Origin of the sequence: Streptomyces sp. R41 (assembly GCF_041053055.1) — a bacterium.
Lineage (GTDB): Bacteria > Actinomycetota > Actinomycetes > Streptomycetales > Streptomycetaceae > Streptomyces.
The window spans coordinates 10,129,199-10,144,891 of the sequence record NZ_CP163443.1; the positions used below are offsets into that span (position 1 = coordinate 10,129,199).

The window sequence follows — 15,693 nt, forward strand, 5'->3', positions numbered from 1 at the left end:
GCGCCCGCGCCCGCGCGTTCACCGCCGGGTAACTTGACCGACCGCCCTGCCATGATGGGCGACATGCGCGTGCTGATTCCGGTTCCGGACCGCGATTTCGACGTCACCGAAGTGGCCGTACCCTGGCGGATTTTGACGGAGGCGGGCCACGAGGTCGTCTTCGCGACCGAGCGGGCCCGCACGCGGCCGGAGGCGGACCCGAAGCTGCTGACGGGCGTGCTCTTCGGGCAGCTCGGCGCCGAGGCGGAACCCCGGCGGTTCTACCAGGAGCTCACCGAGGCTGACGAGTTCCACGCCACCGTTTCCTGGGCGGACGTGGACGTCGAGGAGTTCGACGGCCTGCTGCTGCCCGGCGGGCACGCGCCCGGCATGCGGCAGTACCTCGGCTCGTCGGAGTTGCGGCAGCGGATCGCGCGCTTCTGGGCCCTGGAGCGGCCCGTCGGCGCGATCTGCCACGGTGTCCTCGTCCTCGCCCGCGCCCGGGACACCGCGACGGGCCGCAGCGTCCTGGCCGGCCGGCGTACCACCTGCCTGCCCAAGTACATGGAACGCACGGCCTACTTCACCACCGCCTGGCGCCTCGGCCGCTACTACCGCACCTACCCCGCCTACGTCGAGGACGAGGTCAGGGCGGCCATCGCCGACCCGGACACGCAGTTCGAACGAGGCCCCCGCACGCTGACGCGGCGCGGCACCGCCACCGACGACACGCACGCCTTCGTCGTCCAGGACGGCCACTACCTTTCGGCCCGCTGGCCGGGAGACGCCTACCTCTTCGGCCGCCGCTACCTCGCCCTGCTGCGGAGCGCCGCCGCCGGGCGTTAGGCGCGTGCGGGGCGCTGTGGCGCGAGCGTCACGCGCGCGTGCGGGCGGCCACCTCCTCCGGAGTGAGGTAGACGTCGGTGTGCTCGAAGTCCCGCAGGGTGCCCTTCTTGTCGGCGAGGAACCCGGTGCGGACGAAGTCGTCGCCCGCGACCGCGTTGAGCAACCAGTTGGCGCTGGTACGGAACCGGGCCGCGCCGGTGCGCAGCGCGTACAGGTGGTATCCGCGGGCCACGACCTGCGCGGCCACGCCCTTGAGGCCGACACCGAGCGGCTTGGACACCGCGTCGTGGCCGCCGAGGTCGACCACCAGACCGAGGTCCTTGTGCCGGTACGGCGTCGTGGGCTGCCCGCGCAGCAGCGCCGTCAGGTTCTTGGCGGCGTGCCTGCCCTGCCGGGCGGCGTGCTGGGCGGTTGGAGGACAGTACGAGCCGTCGTCCTTGGCCAGGTTGGGCACGGCCGCCGCGTCGCCCAGTGCGAACACGCCGTCCAGGCCCGGCACCTTGAAGTCGGGTTCCGCGAGGATCCGGCCGCGCACGGTCTCCGCACCCAGCGAGTCGACGAGCGGGCTCGCCGCGACGCCGGCCGTCCACACCAGCGTCCGCGAGGGCAGCACCCGGCCGTCGGTGAGAGTGACCTTGTCCCCGGTGACGGAAGCGACGGACGTCTTCAGGGAGATCTGCACCCCGCGTTCGCTCAGCATACGAAGCGCGCTCGCCCCCAGTCTGTCGCCGAGCTCCGGCAGCAACTTGGGGGCGACGTCGATCAGATGCCACTTGATGAGGCCGGGGTCGAGGCGGGGGTGGTAGCGCTTCGCCGCCGCGGTGGTCAGACGCTGCAGACAGGCTGCGGTCTCGGTGCCCGCGTAACCGCCGCCGACCACCACGAACTGCAACCGCGCCGCCCGCTCGTCCTCGTCCAACGTGGCGGCCGCCAGGTCGAGTTGGGCGATCACATGGTCGCGCAGATACACGGCCTGGGCGAGCGTCTTCATGCCGCGCGCCTCGTCCAGCAGACCGGGGATGTCGAAGGTGCGGGTCACGCTGCCGGGGGTGAGCAGCAAGTAGTCGTACGGCAGGTCGACGACCTCCCCGGTGATCTTGCGGACGACGCACATCTTGGACCCCGGATCCACGCCGATCACCCCGCCCGGCACCAGCTCGGTGCGGCGCAGGATCCGGCGCAGCGAGGGCGCGACGGACTGCGGGGTGACGACCCCGGCGGCGACGTGCGGCAGCAGGGGCAGATAGAGCTGGTAGTCGGTCGGGCTGATCAGGGTGATCCTGGCGCCTGTGGGAGCGAGCGTCCGCTCCAGCCCCCGCGCTGCCTCGACCCCGGCGAATCCAGCGCCGACGATGACGATGTTCGGTGCGTCCATCCGAGCAGCCTCTCTCCTTGAGCCGACACCGCGGCCCGCCGACCGCGAGCCCAGGCTCACACGGGACGCCCGAGCCTGCCACCCCACAAAAGGGGGCGGAGGATCGCCGCCGCACGATTCTCTACCGAGTAGTAACTTCTCCTTCGCCATCCGTACATCAGTGGGCGTGATCATGTCAGGCGCGGCGAGTGCCGAGGCGCGCTCGCCGCTCCGGCGTGAGAAGGGGACGGGCATGACAGGACGCGGTGTAGGGCGCAGGATAGGCGCGGTCTCGGCGGTCGTGGCGCTGAGCATCGGGGGGACGGTCACCGCGGCCGGGTCCGCCGCCGCGGCCCCGGTCCAGGCGGTGGCCGGCACGACGGCGGCACAGGACGTCGACTACGCCACCTGGCAGCGTGACGTCCAGGCCGTCATCGACCAGGCGCTGCCCTACGTCGACCAGCGCACCGCGCACGCCGACGGGCAGAAGCTCGCTCTCGTCTTCGACATCGACAACACCACGCTGGAGACGGACTTCCACCCCTGGTACGAGCTGCCCACCCCGGCGGTCAAGGCCTCCCTGGAGCTCGCCCGCTACGCGCACTCCCGGGGCGTCGACATCTTCTTCGTCACCGCACGCCCGGGCATCATCGCCAGCGAGACCAAGTGGAACCTGAAGACCGTCGGCTACCCGGTCTCGGGACTCTACGTGCGTGATCTTCCGGACCTCTTCGACGAGGTCAGCGCCTACAAGACCAGCAAGCGGGCGCAGATCGAGTCCCTGGGCTACACGATCATCGCCAACGTCGGCAACAACACCTCCGACCTCGTCGGGGGCCACGCCGAGCGCACCTTCAAGCTGCCGGACTACGATGGCCAATTGTCCTGAGCCGGGCGGTCCGGGCTCCCTCGGGTTCCCGGACCCGGCCGCTTAGACTTCCGCCATGGACGAGGCCTCGCTGGACACGCTCGGTTCGGGCAAGTACCTGCTGATCACCACCTACCGCAAGAACGGCACGGGAGTCGCGACGCCGGTGTGGGTGGTGCGCGACGGCGCGGCGCTCGGCGCCTGGACCGCCGCGGACACCGGGAAGGTGAAGCGCATCCGCAACCGGGCGGACGTCCTGGTCGGGCCCTGCGACATGCGGGGCAGGCCGACCGGCGACCAGATCCCCGCCACGGCCGAGATCGTCGACGAGGCCGCGACCGCCCGCTATCGGCAGCTCATCGCCCGGAAGTACGGCCTCATGGGCCGCCTCACCCTCTTCGGAAGTCGCCTGCGACGCGGCGAGCGCGGCACGGTGGGGATCCGTATCACCTGACCCCGTGACGTGCCGCGCACCGTTCCGGGGGCAATTCACCTGTACGGCGGGGTAGTTGAGGCAGAAGGCGGGCCGAAGGCCCGGTCGGGGTAGCGTGCGAACTGGCCGAGGAGCCAGTTGCCGTCCGGCTCGTAGTACACGCCCGAGAGCGGGGTCTGCTCGGTGCGTACGACGAAACTCGTGCTGTGGTCGAAGGTGCCGTCGGACCGCAGGCAGCCGAAGCTGCGCGCGGTGTCCGCGTACGCACTGAAGTAGCCCCCGGTACTGCTGAGCCCGGCCAGATAGCCGGGCTGGTTGCGCACGTTGTGCAGGGTCACGCCCAGCTCGCAACCGGCGCAGCCGGGTGCCGGGTCGAAATCGTGGTGGATGAGCTGGCACTTGCGGTCGCCGAAGGCGGCGTTCGGGGCTGGGCCAGGCGGTTCAGCGCTCGGGAACGCGCCAAGCGGTCAGCCACGCCGGAGCGGCGGCCCGCCCGGCAGGGGACTGGCCCGTCGGCCACAGGACCAGCGGGGCGCTGCCAAGTCCGCTGCGGGTGAGGGGGCTGGGGCACATGACGGTCCCCGCCCGCTGAACTACCGCCCTCACGCGAAGGTCATCCGCCCTCAACAACCAAGCCCAGGCCATGACTTCACATGGGGGAGTCAGGGCATGGATAAATCTTCAACCAAGGGTCTCCCGGTCAAGTCAAAGGGTCTACCCGCATAGATGGCCCCGATGCTGTCATGCGCACGACCGCTCGGAATTCTGCCGGGCACCACATCGGGAGACCCCCACGATGTCCCGCATATCCCGTCCCCTCGTCACCAGTCTGTCCGCGCTGGCCCTTGCCGCCGCCGGGCTCACCGTCACCGCCGGTACGGCGCACGCCGCCACCTGCAGCCAGGACTACCTTCCCCTGCCCGACCCCAGCTGCCAGCCCGGGGACCTCAACCCGGACGTCACCCAGGACACCATCGACTCCACGATCTGCGTCTCCGGCTGGACCGCGACCGTACGGCCTTCCAGCTCGTACACCACGGCCCTGAAGAAGCAGCAGATCGTCGAGTACGGCTACACCGACACCTCCACCTCCGACTACGAGGAAGACCACTTCGTCCCGCTCGAACTCGGCGGTTCCCCCAAGAGTGAGCTCAACCTCTGGCCCGAGCCCGAGTACGGCACGAAGACCGCCGCCAACAAGGACACGGTCGAGAACAAGCTCAAGAAGGCCGTCTGCGCCGGCACCGTCACGCTCACCGACGCCCAGGACGCCATCATCACCGACTGGACGACCGCCCTCTCCACCCTCGGCCTCAGCTGACGTACCGCCATCGGGCCCGACCTCTTCCGGGTCGGGCCCGATGTCATGCCTTCTTCAGGAAGGCGGTCTTCAGCACCAGACCCTTGACCTTCTTGGTGTTGCACTCGATCTCGTCGGGCTTGCCGGTCAGCCGGATGTTCTTCACCAGCGTCCCGCGCTTGAGGGTCTCCGAGGTGCCCTTGACCTTCAGGTCCTTGATCACCGTGACGGAGTCGCCGTCCGCCAGGAGGTTTCCGTTGCTGTCCTTCGTCTCGCTCACCGCTGCTCCTCGATCCCTGTGTGGAGCACCAGGATCGTCGGCAGATGCGGAATTGCAAAATTTCGCAATTGATTAGATGCTGTGTTGGCTGCAGTCGCAGGTGGCCGGGGCGCAGCGTCCGCGTGCTCCGAGCAGGTGCTCGAGTGGGGAGGTCGAGAGGTCGTGTCGGTTCCGCTGTACCAGGCCAAGGCCGAGTTCTTCCGGATGCTGGGGCATCCCGTACGCATACGGGTCCTGGAGCTCCTGCAGGAAGGACCGACGCCGGTACGGGAGCTGCTGGCCGCGATCGAAGTGGAGCCGTCCGGCCTGTCGCAGCAACTGGCGGTGCTGCGCCGCTCCGGCATCGTCACCTCGACGCGCGACGGCTCCACGGTGGTCTACGAACTGGCCGGCGGAGATGTCGCGGACCTCATGCGGGCGGCCCGGAGGATCCTGACCGAGATGCTCGCCGGCCGCAACGAGCTGCTGGCCGAACTGCGAGAAGCCGAGGTCACCACGCGATGACCCCGGCGTTCGACCGGGCCTGGACCCGGATCACCACGCTGCTGCCTGCCCGCGCCGACCTGGCGGAAATGGGACGCGCCCCACGACGGGATCTGCTCGCCGGCCTCACCGTGGCCATCGTCGCGCTGCCCCTCGCCCTGGGCTTCGGGGTCTCCTCCGGTCTCGGCGCCGAGGCGGGTCTGGCGACCGCGGTCGTCGCCGGATCGCTCGCCGCGGTCTTCGGTGGATCGAACCTGCAGGTGTCCGGGCCGACCGGTGCGATGACCGTGGTGCTGGTGCCGATCGTCGCCGCACACGGGCCGACGGGCGTCCTGACCGTCGGGTTGATGGCGGGCCTGATGCTGCTCGCCCTGGCTGCGCTCAAGGCCGGCAAATACATGCAGTACGTGCCCGCGCCGGTCGTCGAGGGCTTCACGCTGGGCATCGCCTGCGTGATCGGGTTGCAGCAGGTGCCGAACGCGCTGGGCGTGGCCAAGCCCGATGGCGACCGCGCCCTGGTGGTCACCTGGCGTGCCGTCGAGGAGTTCGCCCGGCATCCGAACTGGACGGCCGTTGCCATCGCGGCCGCCGTGGCCCTCGTCATGCTGGTGGGAGCCCGCCGGCGGCCGACTCTCCCCTTCTCCATCATCGCGGTGGTCGCGGCCACGATCGTGGCCCAGCTCGCCGGGCTCCACGCGGCCACGCCGATCGGCGCGCTCCCGTCCGGGCTGCCCGCTCCCTCGCTCGGCTTCCTCGACGTGAGCTCGCTCGGCTCGCTGCTCGCCCCCGCCGTGGCGGTGGCAGCCCTGGCCGCTCTGGAGTCGCTGCTCTCGGCCTCCGTGGCGGATGGCATGACGGTCGGTCAGAAGCACGATCCGGACCGGGAGTTGTTCGGCCAGGGCCTGGCCAACATCGCGGCACCGCTGTTCGGCGGCGTACCCGCGACGGGAGCGATCGCGCGCACCGCGGTCAACGTCCGTACGGGCGCGAGTTCCCGGCTCGCCGCACTCACACACGCCGCGATCCTCGCGGTGATCGTCTTCGCTGCCGCCCCGCTGGTGGCCAGGATCCCGCTCGCCGCCCTCGCGGGCGTCCTGCTGGCCACGGCGATCCGCATGGTCGAGGTCGGCTCGCTCCGGGCGATGGCGAGGGCCACCCGCTCCGACGCGTTGATCCTCGTCCTCACCGCCGTCGCCACGCTCGTCCTCGACCTCGTCTACGCCGTGATCATCGGCCAAGGCAAGAGCATCTGGATCACCCTGCCCCTGTGAAGGGGCGGACCGCGCAAGGAAGTTCACCCGCATCTAGCCAGGATGCCCCGGTCTTCAGGCTGGGGAGGAATGGCTTCCTCGGTCCTGCGGCGCGGAGCGCCGCAGGACCGCTGCGTAGCACAAAGCCCCCAGGGCGCCCCGGAGTTGACCTGCTCCGTTCGGGCTTACTACGGTGATCTGTGTGAAGATTGTTGCGCAGGTGAAATTGCGGCCCCGGTCGGCTTATGACGCCGACACGCTGGCCGCGACCCTGCGTGCCTGCAACCGGGGTGCCAACTGGGTCTCCACGGTGGCGTTCGACAAGGGCCTCAAGCGCCGCAACGAGTTGCAGGACGAGGTGTACTACGACCTCAAAGCCACCTTCGATCTGTCGGCGCAACCGGCGGTGCGAGTGGTGAAGAAGGTCGTGGACGCCTACGCGACGATGGCCGGGAACATCAAGGCCGGCCACCTGACCGGCAAGGCCAGGCGCAAAGCGGAGTCCAAGCCGATCGTCTTCCGCGAGGACGCGGCCCAGCCGTTCGACGACCGGTGCCTTACCTGGAACCTGGACGAGAAGACCGTCTCCATCTGGACCGTCGCGGGCCGGATCAAGGGCGTGCCGTTCGTGTGCTCGCCCGAGGCACTGAAGATGCTCCAGTACCGCAAGGGCGAGTCCGACCTGATGCTGCGTGACGGGACGCTCTATCTCGTCGCCACCATCGACCTGCCCGAACCCGCAGCGTATGAGCCTGACGGCTTCCTCGGCGTGGACCTCGGCATCGTCAACATCGCCACCACGTCGGACGGAAAGATCATGTCCGGGCGGAAGGTGAACCGCTACCGGCGGCGCATGAACCGCCTGCGCCAGAAGTTGCAGGCCAAGGGCACCAAAAGCGCCAAGCGCAGGCTGAAAGGCATCCGCCGCCGCGAGGCCCGGTTCGCCGCCGACACCAACCACCACATCGCCAAGACAATCGTCAAGACCGCTGAACGCACCTCGCACGGGGTCGCCCTGGAAGAGCTGAAGGGCATCCGGCAGAGGGTCACGGCCAAGAAGGAACAGCGGTACCGGCTGCACTCGTGGGCCTTCGCCCAGCTCGGCGCGTTCGTCGAGTACAAAGCACGGCGGGCAGGTGTGCCCGTGGTCTTCGTCGACCCGCGCAACACCTCCCGCCAGTGCTCCGAGTGCTGGCACACCCACCGCACCAACCGGGTGTCCCAGGCCTGGTTCGCGTGCCGCTCCTGCGGAGTGGTGATGCACGCGGACCGCAACGGCTCCCGCAACATCGCCCACCGTGGCGAGGCTGTGTGGCAGCGGGGCGCAGTCAACCGCCCCAACACCGTCAAGGTGTAGGACGTAGGCCAGACGCCACAGCCAGTGGCGGACAGGACTTACAAGCCCCGGGCTTCAGCCCGAGGTAGTTGACGACATGACCATTGAGTGGCGCTACACCGCGCACCAGGACCTGGGCGTCCTTTCCGTCGCCGGATACCTCGGCCGCGACGCAGCGCGCCGGTTCACCGGCGCCATCGGCTGGGTCCTCGCCCGGGGTGCCGGACCCGTCCTCGTCGACCTGACCGAGCTGCGTGGCTGGTCCACGGAGGGACAGTTCGCCATCAGCGAGGCGGCCCGGCTGTTGGCGGAGCACGGACGCGTCCTTGAACTGGCCGCGATTCCCGCCGACGGCTCGCTCGTCCCGGACGCTTCGTGCCCGCCCGTCACGGTGCACCTGGATCTGGCCTCCGCGCTCGCGGCTCATCACGCCGAGCACGATGACGGTGACGGTGAGGATCGGCAGCAGTGGCGCACCGCCGACTGGCCCGTCTGACCGGGGGTGCGGCGGGCGGACGCGAATTGGGTCCTGCCGGTCGGACGGGCGAGGATGGTCCGCATGGGTGTGACAAGTGGGCGGGTGCGACGCGCCGAGGAGTGGTCGGTACGGCCGTGCCGGTGCGTCGGAGAGGGGGCGGCAGCATGAGTACGCCGCTGTACCAACTGAAGGCCGAGTTCTTCAAGACGCTCGGGCATCCGGCCCGCATCCGAGTCCTCGAGCTGCTGAGCGAGCGCGAGCACGCGGTGGCGGAGATGCTGCCCGAGGTGGGGATCGAGCCAGCGCACCTGTCCCAGCAGCTGGCCGTGCTGCGGCGGGCGAACCTGGTCGTCACCCGCAAGGAGGGCTCGACCGTGTACTACTCCCTGACCAGCCCGCACGTGGCGGAGCTGCTCAGGGTCGCGCGGACCATCCTCTCCGGAGTCCTGGCGGGGCAGGCCGAGCTCCTTGCCGACCTGAAGGCCGCTCAGGGGAAGGCGAAGCCGACCGCGTAAACCTGGGCTCACCGCCGTGTCAGCACGTTTCACGGCGGTGCGGGCACCCGCGTGGTACGGGAGTTGGCCGGATGTCTTCTGTGTGAAGCGTTGACTAGAAAGCGCTTGCCCCTTACGTTTCCCGTTCAGCAGCGTGACTCGCGTGTGACATCTCGTATACGAGACACCAGATCTTCGAGCCGCACCACCTGGGCAAGTAGCCGCACCAGGGCCAGTGAATCCCCGTACGAGTGTTGCCGCGCGCCACGTGCTGTTCAACATGAAGTCCAACGTTCGAGTACATGACCCCCACGGACATCCCGAAGGGACACACCCGCATGCGTACTCGCCCCCCACAAAGGCACTCCCGCCGACTGGTCCTGACGGCGACGGCGACAGCCGCCCTGGCCTTCACCACGGCACTCGTGCTGCCGCAGTCCGCGGGAGCCGCCGAGACCTCCCCGGTCGGCTTCGGCGCAGGGACCACCGGCGGTGGCAGCGCGACCGCCGTCACCGTCAGCACGCTCGACGCCTTCAAGACGGCCGTCACCGGTGACGCGGCCAAGGTGATCAAGGTCAACGGACTGATCCCGCTGAGCGGTCAGGTCGACATCGGCTCCAACACCACGGTCCTGGGCGTCGGTTCGTCGTCCGGGTTCACCGGCGGCGGACTGCGCCTGAAGAAGGTGACCAATGTCGTCGTCCGCAACCTGAACATCAGCAAGCCGGTCGCGCCCGCCGACGGCATCACCGTGCAGGCGTCGACGAAGGTGTGGATCGACCACAACTCGTTCTCGGCGGACCGCGACCACGACAAGGACTACTACGACGGCCTGCTCGACATCAATCACGGCTCCGACTACGTCACCGTGTCCTGGAACACCTTCAAGGACCACTACAAGGGTTCGCTCGTCGGCCACAGCGACAACAACGCGAGCGAGGACACCGGGCATCTGCGGGTGACGTACCACCACAACTACTTCAGCAACGTCTACTCGCGCATCCCCAGCCTGCGCTTCGGCACCGGCCACTTCTACGACAACTACGTCGTCGGGGCCGAGACGGCCGTCCATTCGCGCATGGGTGCGCAGATGCTCGTCGAGAACAACGTCTTCCGCTCCACGAAGGTCGCCGTCACCACGAGCCGCGACAGCGACGTGGACGGTTACGCCAACCTGCGCGGCAACGATCTCGGCGGAGCCGCCACCGAGATCTCTCAGGTGGGCACCCTCACCACCCCGCCCTACAGCTACACCGCCGAAGCGGCCTCGACGGTCGTCGCCTCGGTGACCTCCGGCGCGGGCGCCGGGAAGCTCTGACCACTCCCATCTGGAAGAAGGCATCGGGACATGACTTCACCAGCACCCTCGCGCGCTCGTCGGCGCGCACTCACCGGCACGCTGGCCGCACTTGGCCTCTCGGGTGTCATGATCATGGCGGAAAGCTCCCTGTCTCCGGCAAGCGCCGCCACCTGGCCCACCGCGAACGGCAGCCAGGCGGTCTCCTCCACCATCTCGGTCTCCGGCACCAAGGACTACGGGATGAAGCGCCTCTACGGCACCGGTGACCTGGGCAGCGGTAGCCAGGACGAGGACCAGGGGCCGATCCTGGAACTGGCCGCGGGCACCGTCCTGAAGAACGTCATCATCGGCTCTCCCGCCGCGGACGGCATCCACTGCCTGGGCAGCTGCACGCTGCAGAACGTCTGGTGGGAGGACGTCGGCGAGGACGCGGCGACGTTCCTGGGCTCCTCGTCGTCCAACGTGTACACCGTCTCCGGCGGTGGCGCGAAGGAAGCCAGCGACAAGGTGTTCCAGTTCAACGGCGCCGGAACGCTGAACGTCTCGAACTTCGCGGTGCAGAACTTCGGCACCTTCGTCCGGTCGTGCGGCAACTGCAAGACGCAGTACAAGCGGACGATCAACCTCAACACCATCGAGGCGACCCACAAGGGAAGCCGGATCGTCGGCATCAACACCAACTACGGCGACAGCGCGACCCTGAAGGCCATCAAGATCGTCGGGGACACCAGCAAGAAGATCATCCCCTGCCAGAAGTACATCGGCAACAACACGGGTGCGGAGCCGACCAAGAACGGCACGGGCCCTGACAGCACCTACTGCAAGTACGCGACCTCCGACATCACCTACAGCTGATTTCTCTTCCCCGGCGACTGAACGAACCGGCCCCGCGCGCCGGTTCGTTCAGTCGCATGCCGGCTTCGGACCCGGGGCACGTCACCGGGCCTCCCTCGCCAGTGCCGCCAAGTCCTCGTCCGTGAGCAGGCGGTTGTCGCGAGCCGTCAACTCCCCGGCCCTGACGAGTACTTCGTCGACCTGGGCGTGGGTTGGGTCGATCCCGAGTGCCGCCAGCCTGTCGGGCAGGGCGTACGGGCCGCTGTCGGGGGTGAAGGGGACCTTGCGGTCGTTGCCGACCAGGGTGGGCTCCAGGCCGTTGTGCAGAAGGATGTCGACCTCCGTCTCCTGGGTGATGAGGCCCATGCCGACCCAGCAGAAGGCGTGGGTGCCGGTCACCGGGTGATTCCATGCGTGTGATAGCCCGTCAGGGACTCGCCGGCCCAGGCCAGTTCCGTCAGCCGCCCGGTCCTGATCCCGGTCCGTACGCCGTACAGCGCCTCGAAGGCGAGGGCCGTCGGGGCCGGATCGGCGTTGCCGGGGCCGCCGCAGTAGCCGTTGACCGAGAGCTCGGCCATCACCCCGGGCACCACGTACACCGGGGCGCTCACGCTGACCGTGGTTCAGCGCCTTGACGTGAAGAACCGGCTCCCGGGAGGAGCTGACGCGAAGCCCTTCCCGGGGGCCGGAGTCTTCTCGGGCATTTCCGCTGGTGGCGGTCGGCTCCTCGGTTCTCAGGCGGAGGGCTGCTCGTCGAAGCTGGCGAAGTAGGCGGCGGCCATGTCCTCGTCGGCGTGGCCCTGGGCGGCGGCGCGCTCCAGCCGCTGTGCGCTCGCGGCGGCCACGTCGAGCCGTACACCGTGCCGCTCGCCGGCTTCGACGATCAGGCGAGCGTCCTTGGCGGCCGTGGCCACCGCGAACTGGGCCGGCGACAGACGCTGGTTCAGCACGAGCTCTGCCTTGGCATGCAGATACGGCATGTCGAGCGGGCCGCCGGCGATCGCGTCGAAGAAACTCTGCGGGTCCACGCCGAGCGCGTGGGCCAGGGCAAGGGCCTCGCCGCCGGCGTTGGTGGACGCGATGACCCAGCTGTTGGCCACCAGCTTCAGCCGTGTCGCGCTGCCCGCCCCGCCGTCCTCGCCGGTCCACACCGTACGGGCGCCGACGGCCTCGAGGACGGGCGTCACGGCAGGTCGGTGCTCGCTCGGGCCGGCCGCCAGGACGAGCAGCTGCCCCGCCTCGGCGGGCTGGCGGGTGCCGAGGACCGGGGCGTCGAAGAAGACCAGATCGTGTTCGCGGGCGAAGGCGGCCAGTTCGCCGATGCCGTCGATGCCCGCGGTGGTGGACTGCACCCAGGCCATGCCGGGGCGCAGGGCACTGGACGCCTGGTTCATGGCATCCAGGGCGGCGGGGCCGTCGTAGAGCATGGTCAGGACGACGTCGGCGCCCTGGACCGCCTCGGCGGGGGAGCCGGAGATGTGGGCGCCGTCGGCGGCCAGAGGCTCGGCCTTGGCGCGGGTCCGGTTCCAGGCCCGGACGGTGTGCCCGGCCCTGGCGAGATTGCGGGCCATCGCGGCCCCCATGATCCCGGTGCCCAGGACACTCACGGTGAGTTCGTCGGTCATGATGTCGACTTCCTGTGGTGCTCGCTGCCATCGGCCAGGGGCCACCGGTCGGCGCCAGGCATCACGAAAAGGATCTTCGTCATGCGCTCTCCTCGGTGCTCCTGGCTGCATCGTTGCCGCTCGCGCTTCGGTCCGCCATTTGGCGACGCCCTCGTGAACAGGGCGTCTGAGTGGATCGGACAGCAAGCACTTGGGTGGGTCGGCTACTTCTTGGGGATCTGCTGTTCGAACCAGACGACCTTGCCCCTGCTCAGCCGCGTCGCCCCCCAGCGCTGCGCGAGTTGATCGACCAGGAACAGGCCGCGGCCGCCTTCGTCGCCCGGTGCGGCCCGCCGCATCCGGGGCACCTGGGGCGAGTCGTCGGTCACCTCGCAGCGGAGCACGTCGGTGCGGAGCAGCCTGAGTGAGATGGGCCGTGAGGCGAAGCGCACGGCGTTCGTCACGACCTCGCTGACCATGAGCTCCGTGGAGTCGAGCAACGATTCCAGGCCCCAGCGGCGCAGTGTCCTGCGGGTCAGGCGGCGTGCCCGTCCCGCGGTCAGCGGGTGGGGGTCCAGGAACCAGTATCCGACGCTGTCCGGGGGAAAACCCTCGAACCGCGCGGTGAGCAGCGCGACATCGTCGTCTCGGGCGCCCGGTGCCATGGTGCCCAGCACCTCGTCGCACAGCAGTTCCAGTGAGGGGGTGGCGCGCCCGTGCAGGGTGGCTTGGAGATGGGCGCGCAGGGCCTCGACGCCTGTTCCCACGTCCGTGGCGCGGGACTCGACGAGCCCGTCGGTGTACAGCAGAAGCGTCGCGCCGGTGGGCGCGGGCATCTCCACCGATTCGAAGACGACGCCGCCGACACCGATCGGTGCGCCGGGCGGGATGCGCAGTACCTCCGCGTGGCCGTCCGCGTGCAGAAGAACCGCGGGCGGGTGGCCGGCGCTCGCCATGAGCAGTCGGTGCGAGATCGGGTCGTAGATCGCGTAGAGGCAGGTCGCGATGTGGTCGCTGCCAAGGCGCTGGGCCTGCTCGTCGAGGTGGTGCAGGACCTCGTCCGGAGGCAGGTCGAGCCCGGCGAGGGTCTGCACGGTGGTGCGCAGCTGGCCCATGATCGCGGCGGAGGTCATGGAATGCCCCATGACGTCGCCGACGACCAGCGCGATGCGGTTGCCGGACAGGGGGATCGCGTCGTACCAGTCGCCACCGACCTGGGCGGTCTTCGAGGCCGGCAGGTAGCGGCTGGCCAGCCGGACGCCGGTGGGCTCGGGCAGCGACGACGGGAGCATGGTGTGCTGCAACGTGTCCGCCACGGAGGCCTCGTGTCCGTACATCACCGCCTTTTGGACGCCGATGGCGGTGTGTGTCGCGAGCTGTGAGGCGACGAGCAGGTCGTCACCCGTGAAGGCGAGTCGGTCGGGCCGGCGCAAGAGAATCACGGTTCCCATGACGTGGTGACGGCCGTGCAGCGGGGCGATGATCAGCCTGCGCCCCGGCGGCAGCGTCCCCGGCACACTCGCCACGGGCCCGAGCAACTCGGCCACTGCGGGCGGGACCCCCGGTGTGTCGCCGAATGCCGGCCGCCCGGCGACCAGCAGCTTCATGAGTCGCCCGTTGCCGGCCGGCCGCACGCGCTCGGCCACATCCGAACGCAGGGGAAGCGTCTTCAGCACAGACGTCCGAGATCGTTCGGCGTGCGGAGTCTCCTCCGCGCTGTCGATGCTGTGCAGTTGCAGGACGACGGGCGCGGTCGACTTCTCGTCTCCGACGGGCAACGGATCGTGCAGATGGATGATGATCGCGTCCGAGAACGCGGGAACGGCTGACCGGCGCAATTCCCGGAGAGTCTCGTCCAGGTCCATCCCGCGCGCGATCCGCCGAGTCGCCACGTCGAGATATCGAAGCCGGTCGGTCTGCGGCCCGGGGCCGCCTGTTGCCGCGTCCTGCCGTCCATGGCGGCCGGCGGGAGGGGGAGGCTGGGACGTCCGGGTGACCTTCGAGCCGGTCGGCGTGACGGGTGCGACAGCCCCCAACCCGCTCAGCGGGCCGCCGGGCCGCCGGGCGCCCTCGGCGGGGCCTTCGTGGGGGTCGTGGTGCTCCGTCACGCCTTTCGTCCTATTCATCCCGTTCAGTGGTGCCGCAGGTCCGCCGTGATGGCTCGCGGGTTCTCAGTCACGCCGCCTGCAGCAGAGGAAGACCTGTTCCTCGGGCGGGACGTCGGCGACCGCCGGGGCGTAGGTGTAGGAGAACTCCTTCACGATCTCGAAGCCTCCGGTCTCGATGACCTGGTGGAGGTCCTCCTGCAGGTAACCGGAGACCCGGATCGTGTTTCCGAGGAACGGGATCGCGAAATCGTCCACATCCGCTTCCACCATCGAGAGGGCGAACAGACCGCCGGGAACCAGCAGGTGGTGGATCGTTCGCAGTGCGAGGGGAATCTCCCCGCGCGGCAGCATCAAGAGAGAGAAGAACGCCGCGACGGCGTCGAAGCGGCCCAGGTCGCGAGGTCCGCCCGGTCGCAGGTCGGCGAGGTCCAGCTGATGGAACGTCACACCCGGGACGTACTCCCGGGCGAGTCTCACCATCCCGCCGGACAGGTCGACACCTACGACCTCGAAGCCGGCGGCCGCCAGCTGGCGCGCTGTCGGAACTCCGGTGCCGCAGCCGAGGTCCAGCACGCGGGATCCCGCCTGGAGGGATTCGATGAGCCACTGGCCCGCCGAAACCTGGCCCTCCTTGTGGGGGAAGGCCTCGTCGTAGCGGTCCCCAATGGCGTCGAAGGCCTCGGCCTGACCTTCGCGGTCGGGCCGTATGGTCTCGTAATCCGTCCCATGGTCACTGTCGGTCACG

At 69.3% G+C, this 15,693-nt stretch carries 18 protein-coding genes and 1 pseudogene; 11 read left to right on the plus strand and 8 right to left on the minus strand.

Annotated features, from left to right (window positions below):
* Positions 1-63: 63 nt before the first annotated feature.
* Entirely contained in the window at positions 64-825 is a 762-nt protein-coding gene (locus AB5J53_RS46155) for a type 1 glutamine amidotransferase domain-containing protein (protein WP_369251549.1), read from the plus strand.
* Between the two features lie 28 nt (positions 826-853).
* On the opposite strand, the gene AB5J53_RS46160 is transcribed toward AB5J53_RS46155, so the two are convergent.
* Positions 854-2,200, minus strand: coding sequence for an NAD(P)/FAD-dependent oxidoreductase (locus tag AB5J53_RS46160; RefSeq protein WP_369251550.1), 1,347 nt, complete (start codon positions 2,198-2,200; stop codon positions 854-856).
* 232 nt (positions 2,201-2,432) lie between these two features.
* Between AB5J53_RS46160 and AB5J53_RS46165 the strand changes: the two genes are divergently transcribed.
* Positions 2,433-3,068 (plus strand): HAD family acid phosphatase, encoded by a 636-nt coding sequence (locus AB5J53_RS46165; RefSeq protein ID WP_369251551.1) that lies wholly within the window; start codon positions 2,433-2,435, stop codon positions 3,066-3,068.
* 55 nt (positions 3,069-3,123) lie between these two features.
* Positions 3,124-3,501 (plus strand): PPOX class F420-dependent oxidoreductase, encoded by a 378-nt coding sequence (locus AB5J53_RS46170; RefSeq protein WP_369251552.1) that lies wholly within the window; start codon positions 3,124-3,126, stop codon positions 3,499-3,501.
* 35 nt (positions 3,502-3,536) lie between these two features.
* Here the strand turns inward: AB5J53_RS46170 and AB5J53_RS46175 are convergent, their stop codons facing one another.
* Positions 3,537-3,818: a hypothetical protein gene (locus AB5J53_RS46175; RefSeq protein ID WP_369251553.1), complete on the minus strand. Its 282-nt coding sequence runs from the start codon at positions 3,816-3,818 to the stop codon at positions 3,537-3,539.
* Positions 3,819-4,276: 458 nt separating this feature from the next.
* Here AB5J53_RS46175 and AB5J53_RS46180 point away from each other — a divergent pair, with 458 nt between their 5' ends.
* Positions 4,277-4,801: a hypothetical protein gene (locus AB5J53_RS46180; RefSeq protein ID WP_369251554.1), complete on the plus strand. Its 525-nt coding sequence runs from the start codon at positions 4,277-4,279 to the stop codon at positions 4,799-4,801.
* Between the two features lie 43 nt (positions 4,802-4,844).
* Here AB5J53_RS46180 and AB5J53_RS46185 read toward each other — a convergent pair whose 3' ends face one another.
* Positions 4,845-5,060: an alkylphosphonate utilization protein gene (locus AB5J53_RS46185; protein WP_369251555.1), complete on the minus strand. Its 216-nt coding sequence runs from the start codon at positions 5,058-5,060 to the stop codon at positions 4,845-4,847.
* Positions 5,061-5,222: 162 nt separating this feature from the next.
* Here AB5J53_RS46185 and AB5J53_RS46190 point away from each other — a divergent pair, with 162 nt between their 5' ends.
* The 7 genes and pseudogenes from AB5J53_RS46190 to AB5J53_RS46220 all read left to right on the plus strand — a co-directional run bounded on the left by AB5J53_RS46190 (position 5,223) and on the right by AB5J53_RS46220 (position 11,257).
* Entirely contained in the window at positions 5,223-5,564 is a 342-nt protein-coding gene (locus AB5J53_RS46190) for an ArsR/SmtB family transcription factor (RefSeq protein ID WP_369251556.1), read from the plus strand.
* Positions 5,561-6,778: pseudogene (locus tag AB5J53_RS46195) on the plus strand (SulP family inorganic anion transporter); the annotation flags it as partial. The gene AB5J53_RS46190 and the pseudogene AB5J53_RS46195, both read left to right, overlap by 4 nt.
* A 217-nt stretch (positions 6,779-6,995) precedes the next feature.
* A complete protein-coding gene (locus AB5J53_RS46200) occupies positions 6,996-8,150 on the plus strand; it encodes an RNA-guided endonuclease InsQ/TnpB family protein (RefSeq protein ID WP_369244394.1) in 1,155 nt (384 codons plus the stop codon).
* A gap of 76 nt (positions 8,151-8,226) precedes the next feature.
* On the plus strand, positions 8,227-8,625 hold the full coding sequence (locus AB5J53_RS46205; protein ID WP_369251557.1) for an anti-sigma factor antagonist: 399 nt from the start codon (positions 8,227-8,229) through the stop codon (positions 8,623-8,625).
* 146 nt (positions 8,626-8,771) lie between these two features.
* Entirely contained in the window at positions 8,772-9,122 is a 351-nt protein-coding gene (locus AB5J53_RS46210; protein WP_369251558.1) for an ArsR/SmtB family transcription factor, read from the plus strand.
* Between the two features lie 317 nt (positions 9,123-9,439).
* Positions 9,440-10,420 (plus strand): polysaccharide lyase family 1 protein, encoded by a 981-nt coding sequence (locus AB5J53_RS46215; RefSeq protein WP_369252887.1) that lies wholly within the window; start codon positions 9,440-9,442, stop codon positions 10,418-10,420.
* A gap of 30 nt (positions 10,421-10,450) precedes the next feature.
* Positions 10,451-11,257 carry a pectate lyase gene (locus AB5J53_RS46220; protein ID WP_369251559.1) on the plus strand — a complete coding sequence of 269 codons (807 nt, stop codon included), beginning with the start codon at positions 10,451-10,453 and terminating at the stop codon, positions 11,255-11,257.
* An 81-nt stretch (positions 11,258-11,338) separates the two neighbouring features.
* On the opposite strand, the gene AB5J53_RS46225 is transcribed toward AB5J53_RS46220, so the two are convergent.
* The 5 genes from AB5J53_RS46225 to AB5J53_RS46245 form a co-directional block, all read right to left on the minus strand.
* Positions 11,339-11,635 (minus strand): hypothetical protein, encoded by a 297-nt coding sequence (locus AB5J53_RS46225; protein ID WP_369251560.1) that lies wholly within the window; start codon positions 11,633-11,635, stop codon positions 11,339-11,341.
* Complete coding sequence (locus AB5J53_RS46230) at positions 11,632-11,847, minus strand: hypothetical protein (RefSeq protein WP_369251561.1); 216 nt, start codon at positions 11,845-11,847, stop codon at positions 11,632-11,634. The genes AB5J53_RS46225 and AB5J53_RS46230 overlap by 4 nt, the downstream gene beginning before the upstream one ends.
* Before the next feature lie 123 nt (positions 11,848-11,970).
* On the minus strand, positions 11,971-12,972 hold the full coding sequence (locus AB5J53_RS46235; RefSeq protein ID WP_369251562.1) for an NAD(P)-dependent oxidoreductase: 1,002 nt from the start codon (positions 12,970-12,972) through the stop codon (positions 11,971-11,973).
* A gap of 92 nt (positions 12,973-13,064) precedes the next feature.
* Positions 13,065-14,705, minus strand: a complete 1,641-nt coding sequence (locus AB5J53_RS46240; RefSeq protein WP_369252889.1) for a SpoIIE family protein phosphatase — start codon at positions 14,703-14,705, stop codon at positions 13,065-13,067.
* A gap of 306 nt (positions 14,706-15,011) precedes the next feature.
* On the minus strand, positions 15,012-15,692 hold the full coding sequence (locus AB5J53_RS46245; protein ID WP_369251563.1) for a class I SAM-dependent methyltransferase: 681 nt from the start codon (positions 15,690-15,692) through the stop codon (positions 15,012-15,014).
* Between the last annotated feature and the right edge of the window lies 1 nt (position 15,693).

Excerpts from the sequence above, each read along its gene's own strand:
- AB5J53_RS46170 (WP_369251552.1), top strand. The coding sequence starts at position 3,124 with ATGGACGAGGCCTCGCTGGACACGCTCGGTTCGGGCAAGTACCTGCTG.
- AB5J53_RS46155 (WP_369251549.1), top strand. The coding sequence starts at position 64 with ATGCGCGTGCTGATTCCGGTTCCGGACCGCGATTTCGACGTCACCGAA.
- AB5J53_RS46205 (WP_369251557.1), top strand. The coding sequence starts at position 8,227 with ATGACCATTGAGTGGCGCTACACCGCGCACCAGGACCTGGGCGTCCTT.
- AB5J53_RS46220 (WP_369251559.1), top strand. The coding sequence starts at position 10,451 with ATGACTTCACCAGCACCCTCGCGCGCTCGTCGGCGCGCACTCACCGGC.
- AB5J53_RS46180 (WP_369251554.1), top strand. The coding sequence starts at position 4,277 with ATGTCCCGCATATCCCGTCCCCTCGTCACCAGTCTGTCCGCGCTGGCC.
- AB5J53_RS46210 (WP_369251558.1), top strand. The coding sequence starts at position 8,772 with ATGAGTACGCCGCTGTACCAACTGAAGGCCGAGTTCTTCAAGACGCTC.
- AB5J53_RS46240 (WP_369252889.1), bottom strand. The coding sequence starts at position 14,705 with ATGGACCTGGACGAGACTCTCCGGGAATTGCGCCGGTCAGCCGTTCCC.
- AB5J53_RS46160 (WP_369251550.1), bottom strand. The coding sequence starts at position 2,200 with ATGGACGCACCGAACATCGTCATCGTCGGCGCTGGATTCGCCGGGGTC.
- AB5J53_RS46165 (WP_369251551.1), top strand. The coding sequence starts at position 2,433 with ATGACAGGACGCGGTGTAGGGCGCAGGATAGGCGCGGTCTCGGCGGTC.
- AB5J53_RS46235 (WP_369251562.1), bottom strand. The coding sequence starts at position 12,972 with ATGCAGCCAGGAGCACCGAGGAGAGCGCATGACGAAGATCCTTTTCGT.
- AB5J53_RS46215 (WP_369252887.1), top strand. The coding sequence starts at position 9,440 with ATGCGTACTCGCCCCCCACAAAGGCACTCCCGCCGACTGGTCCTGACG.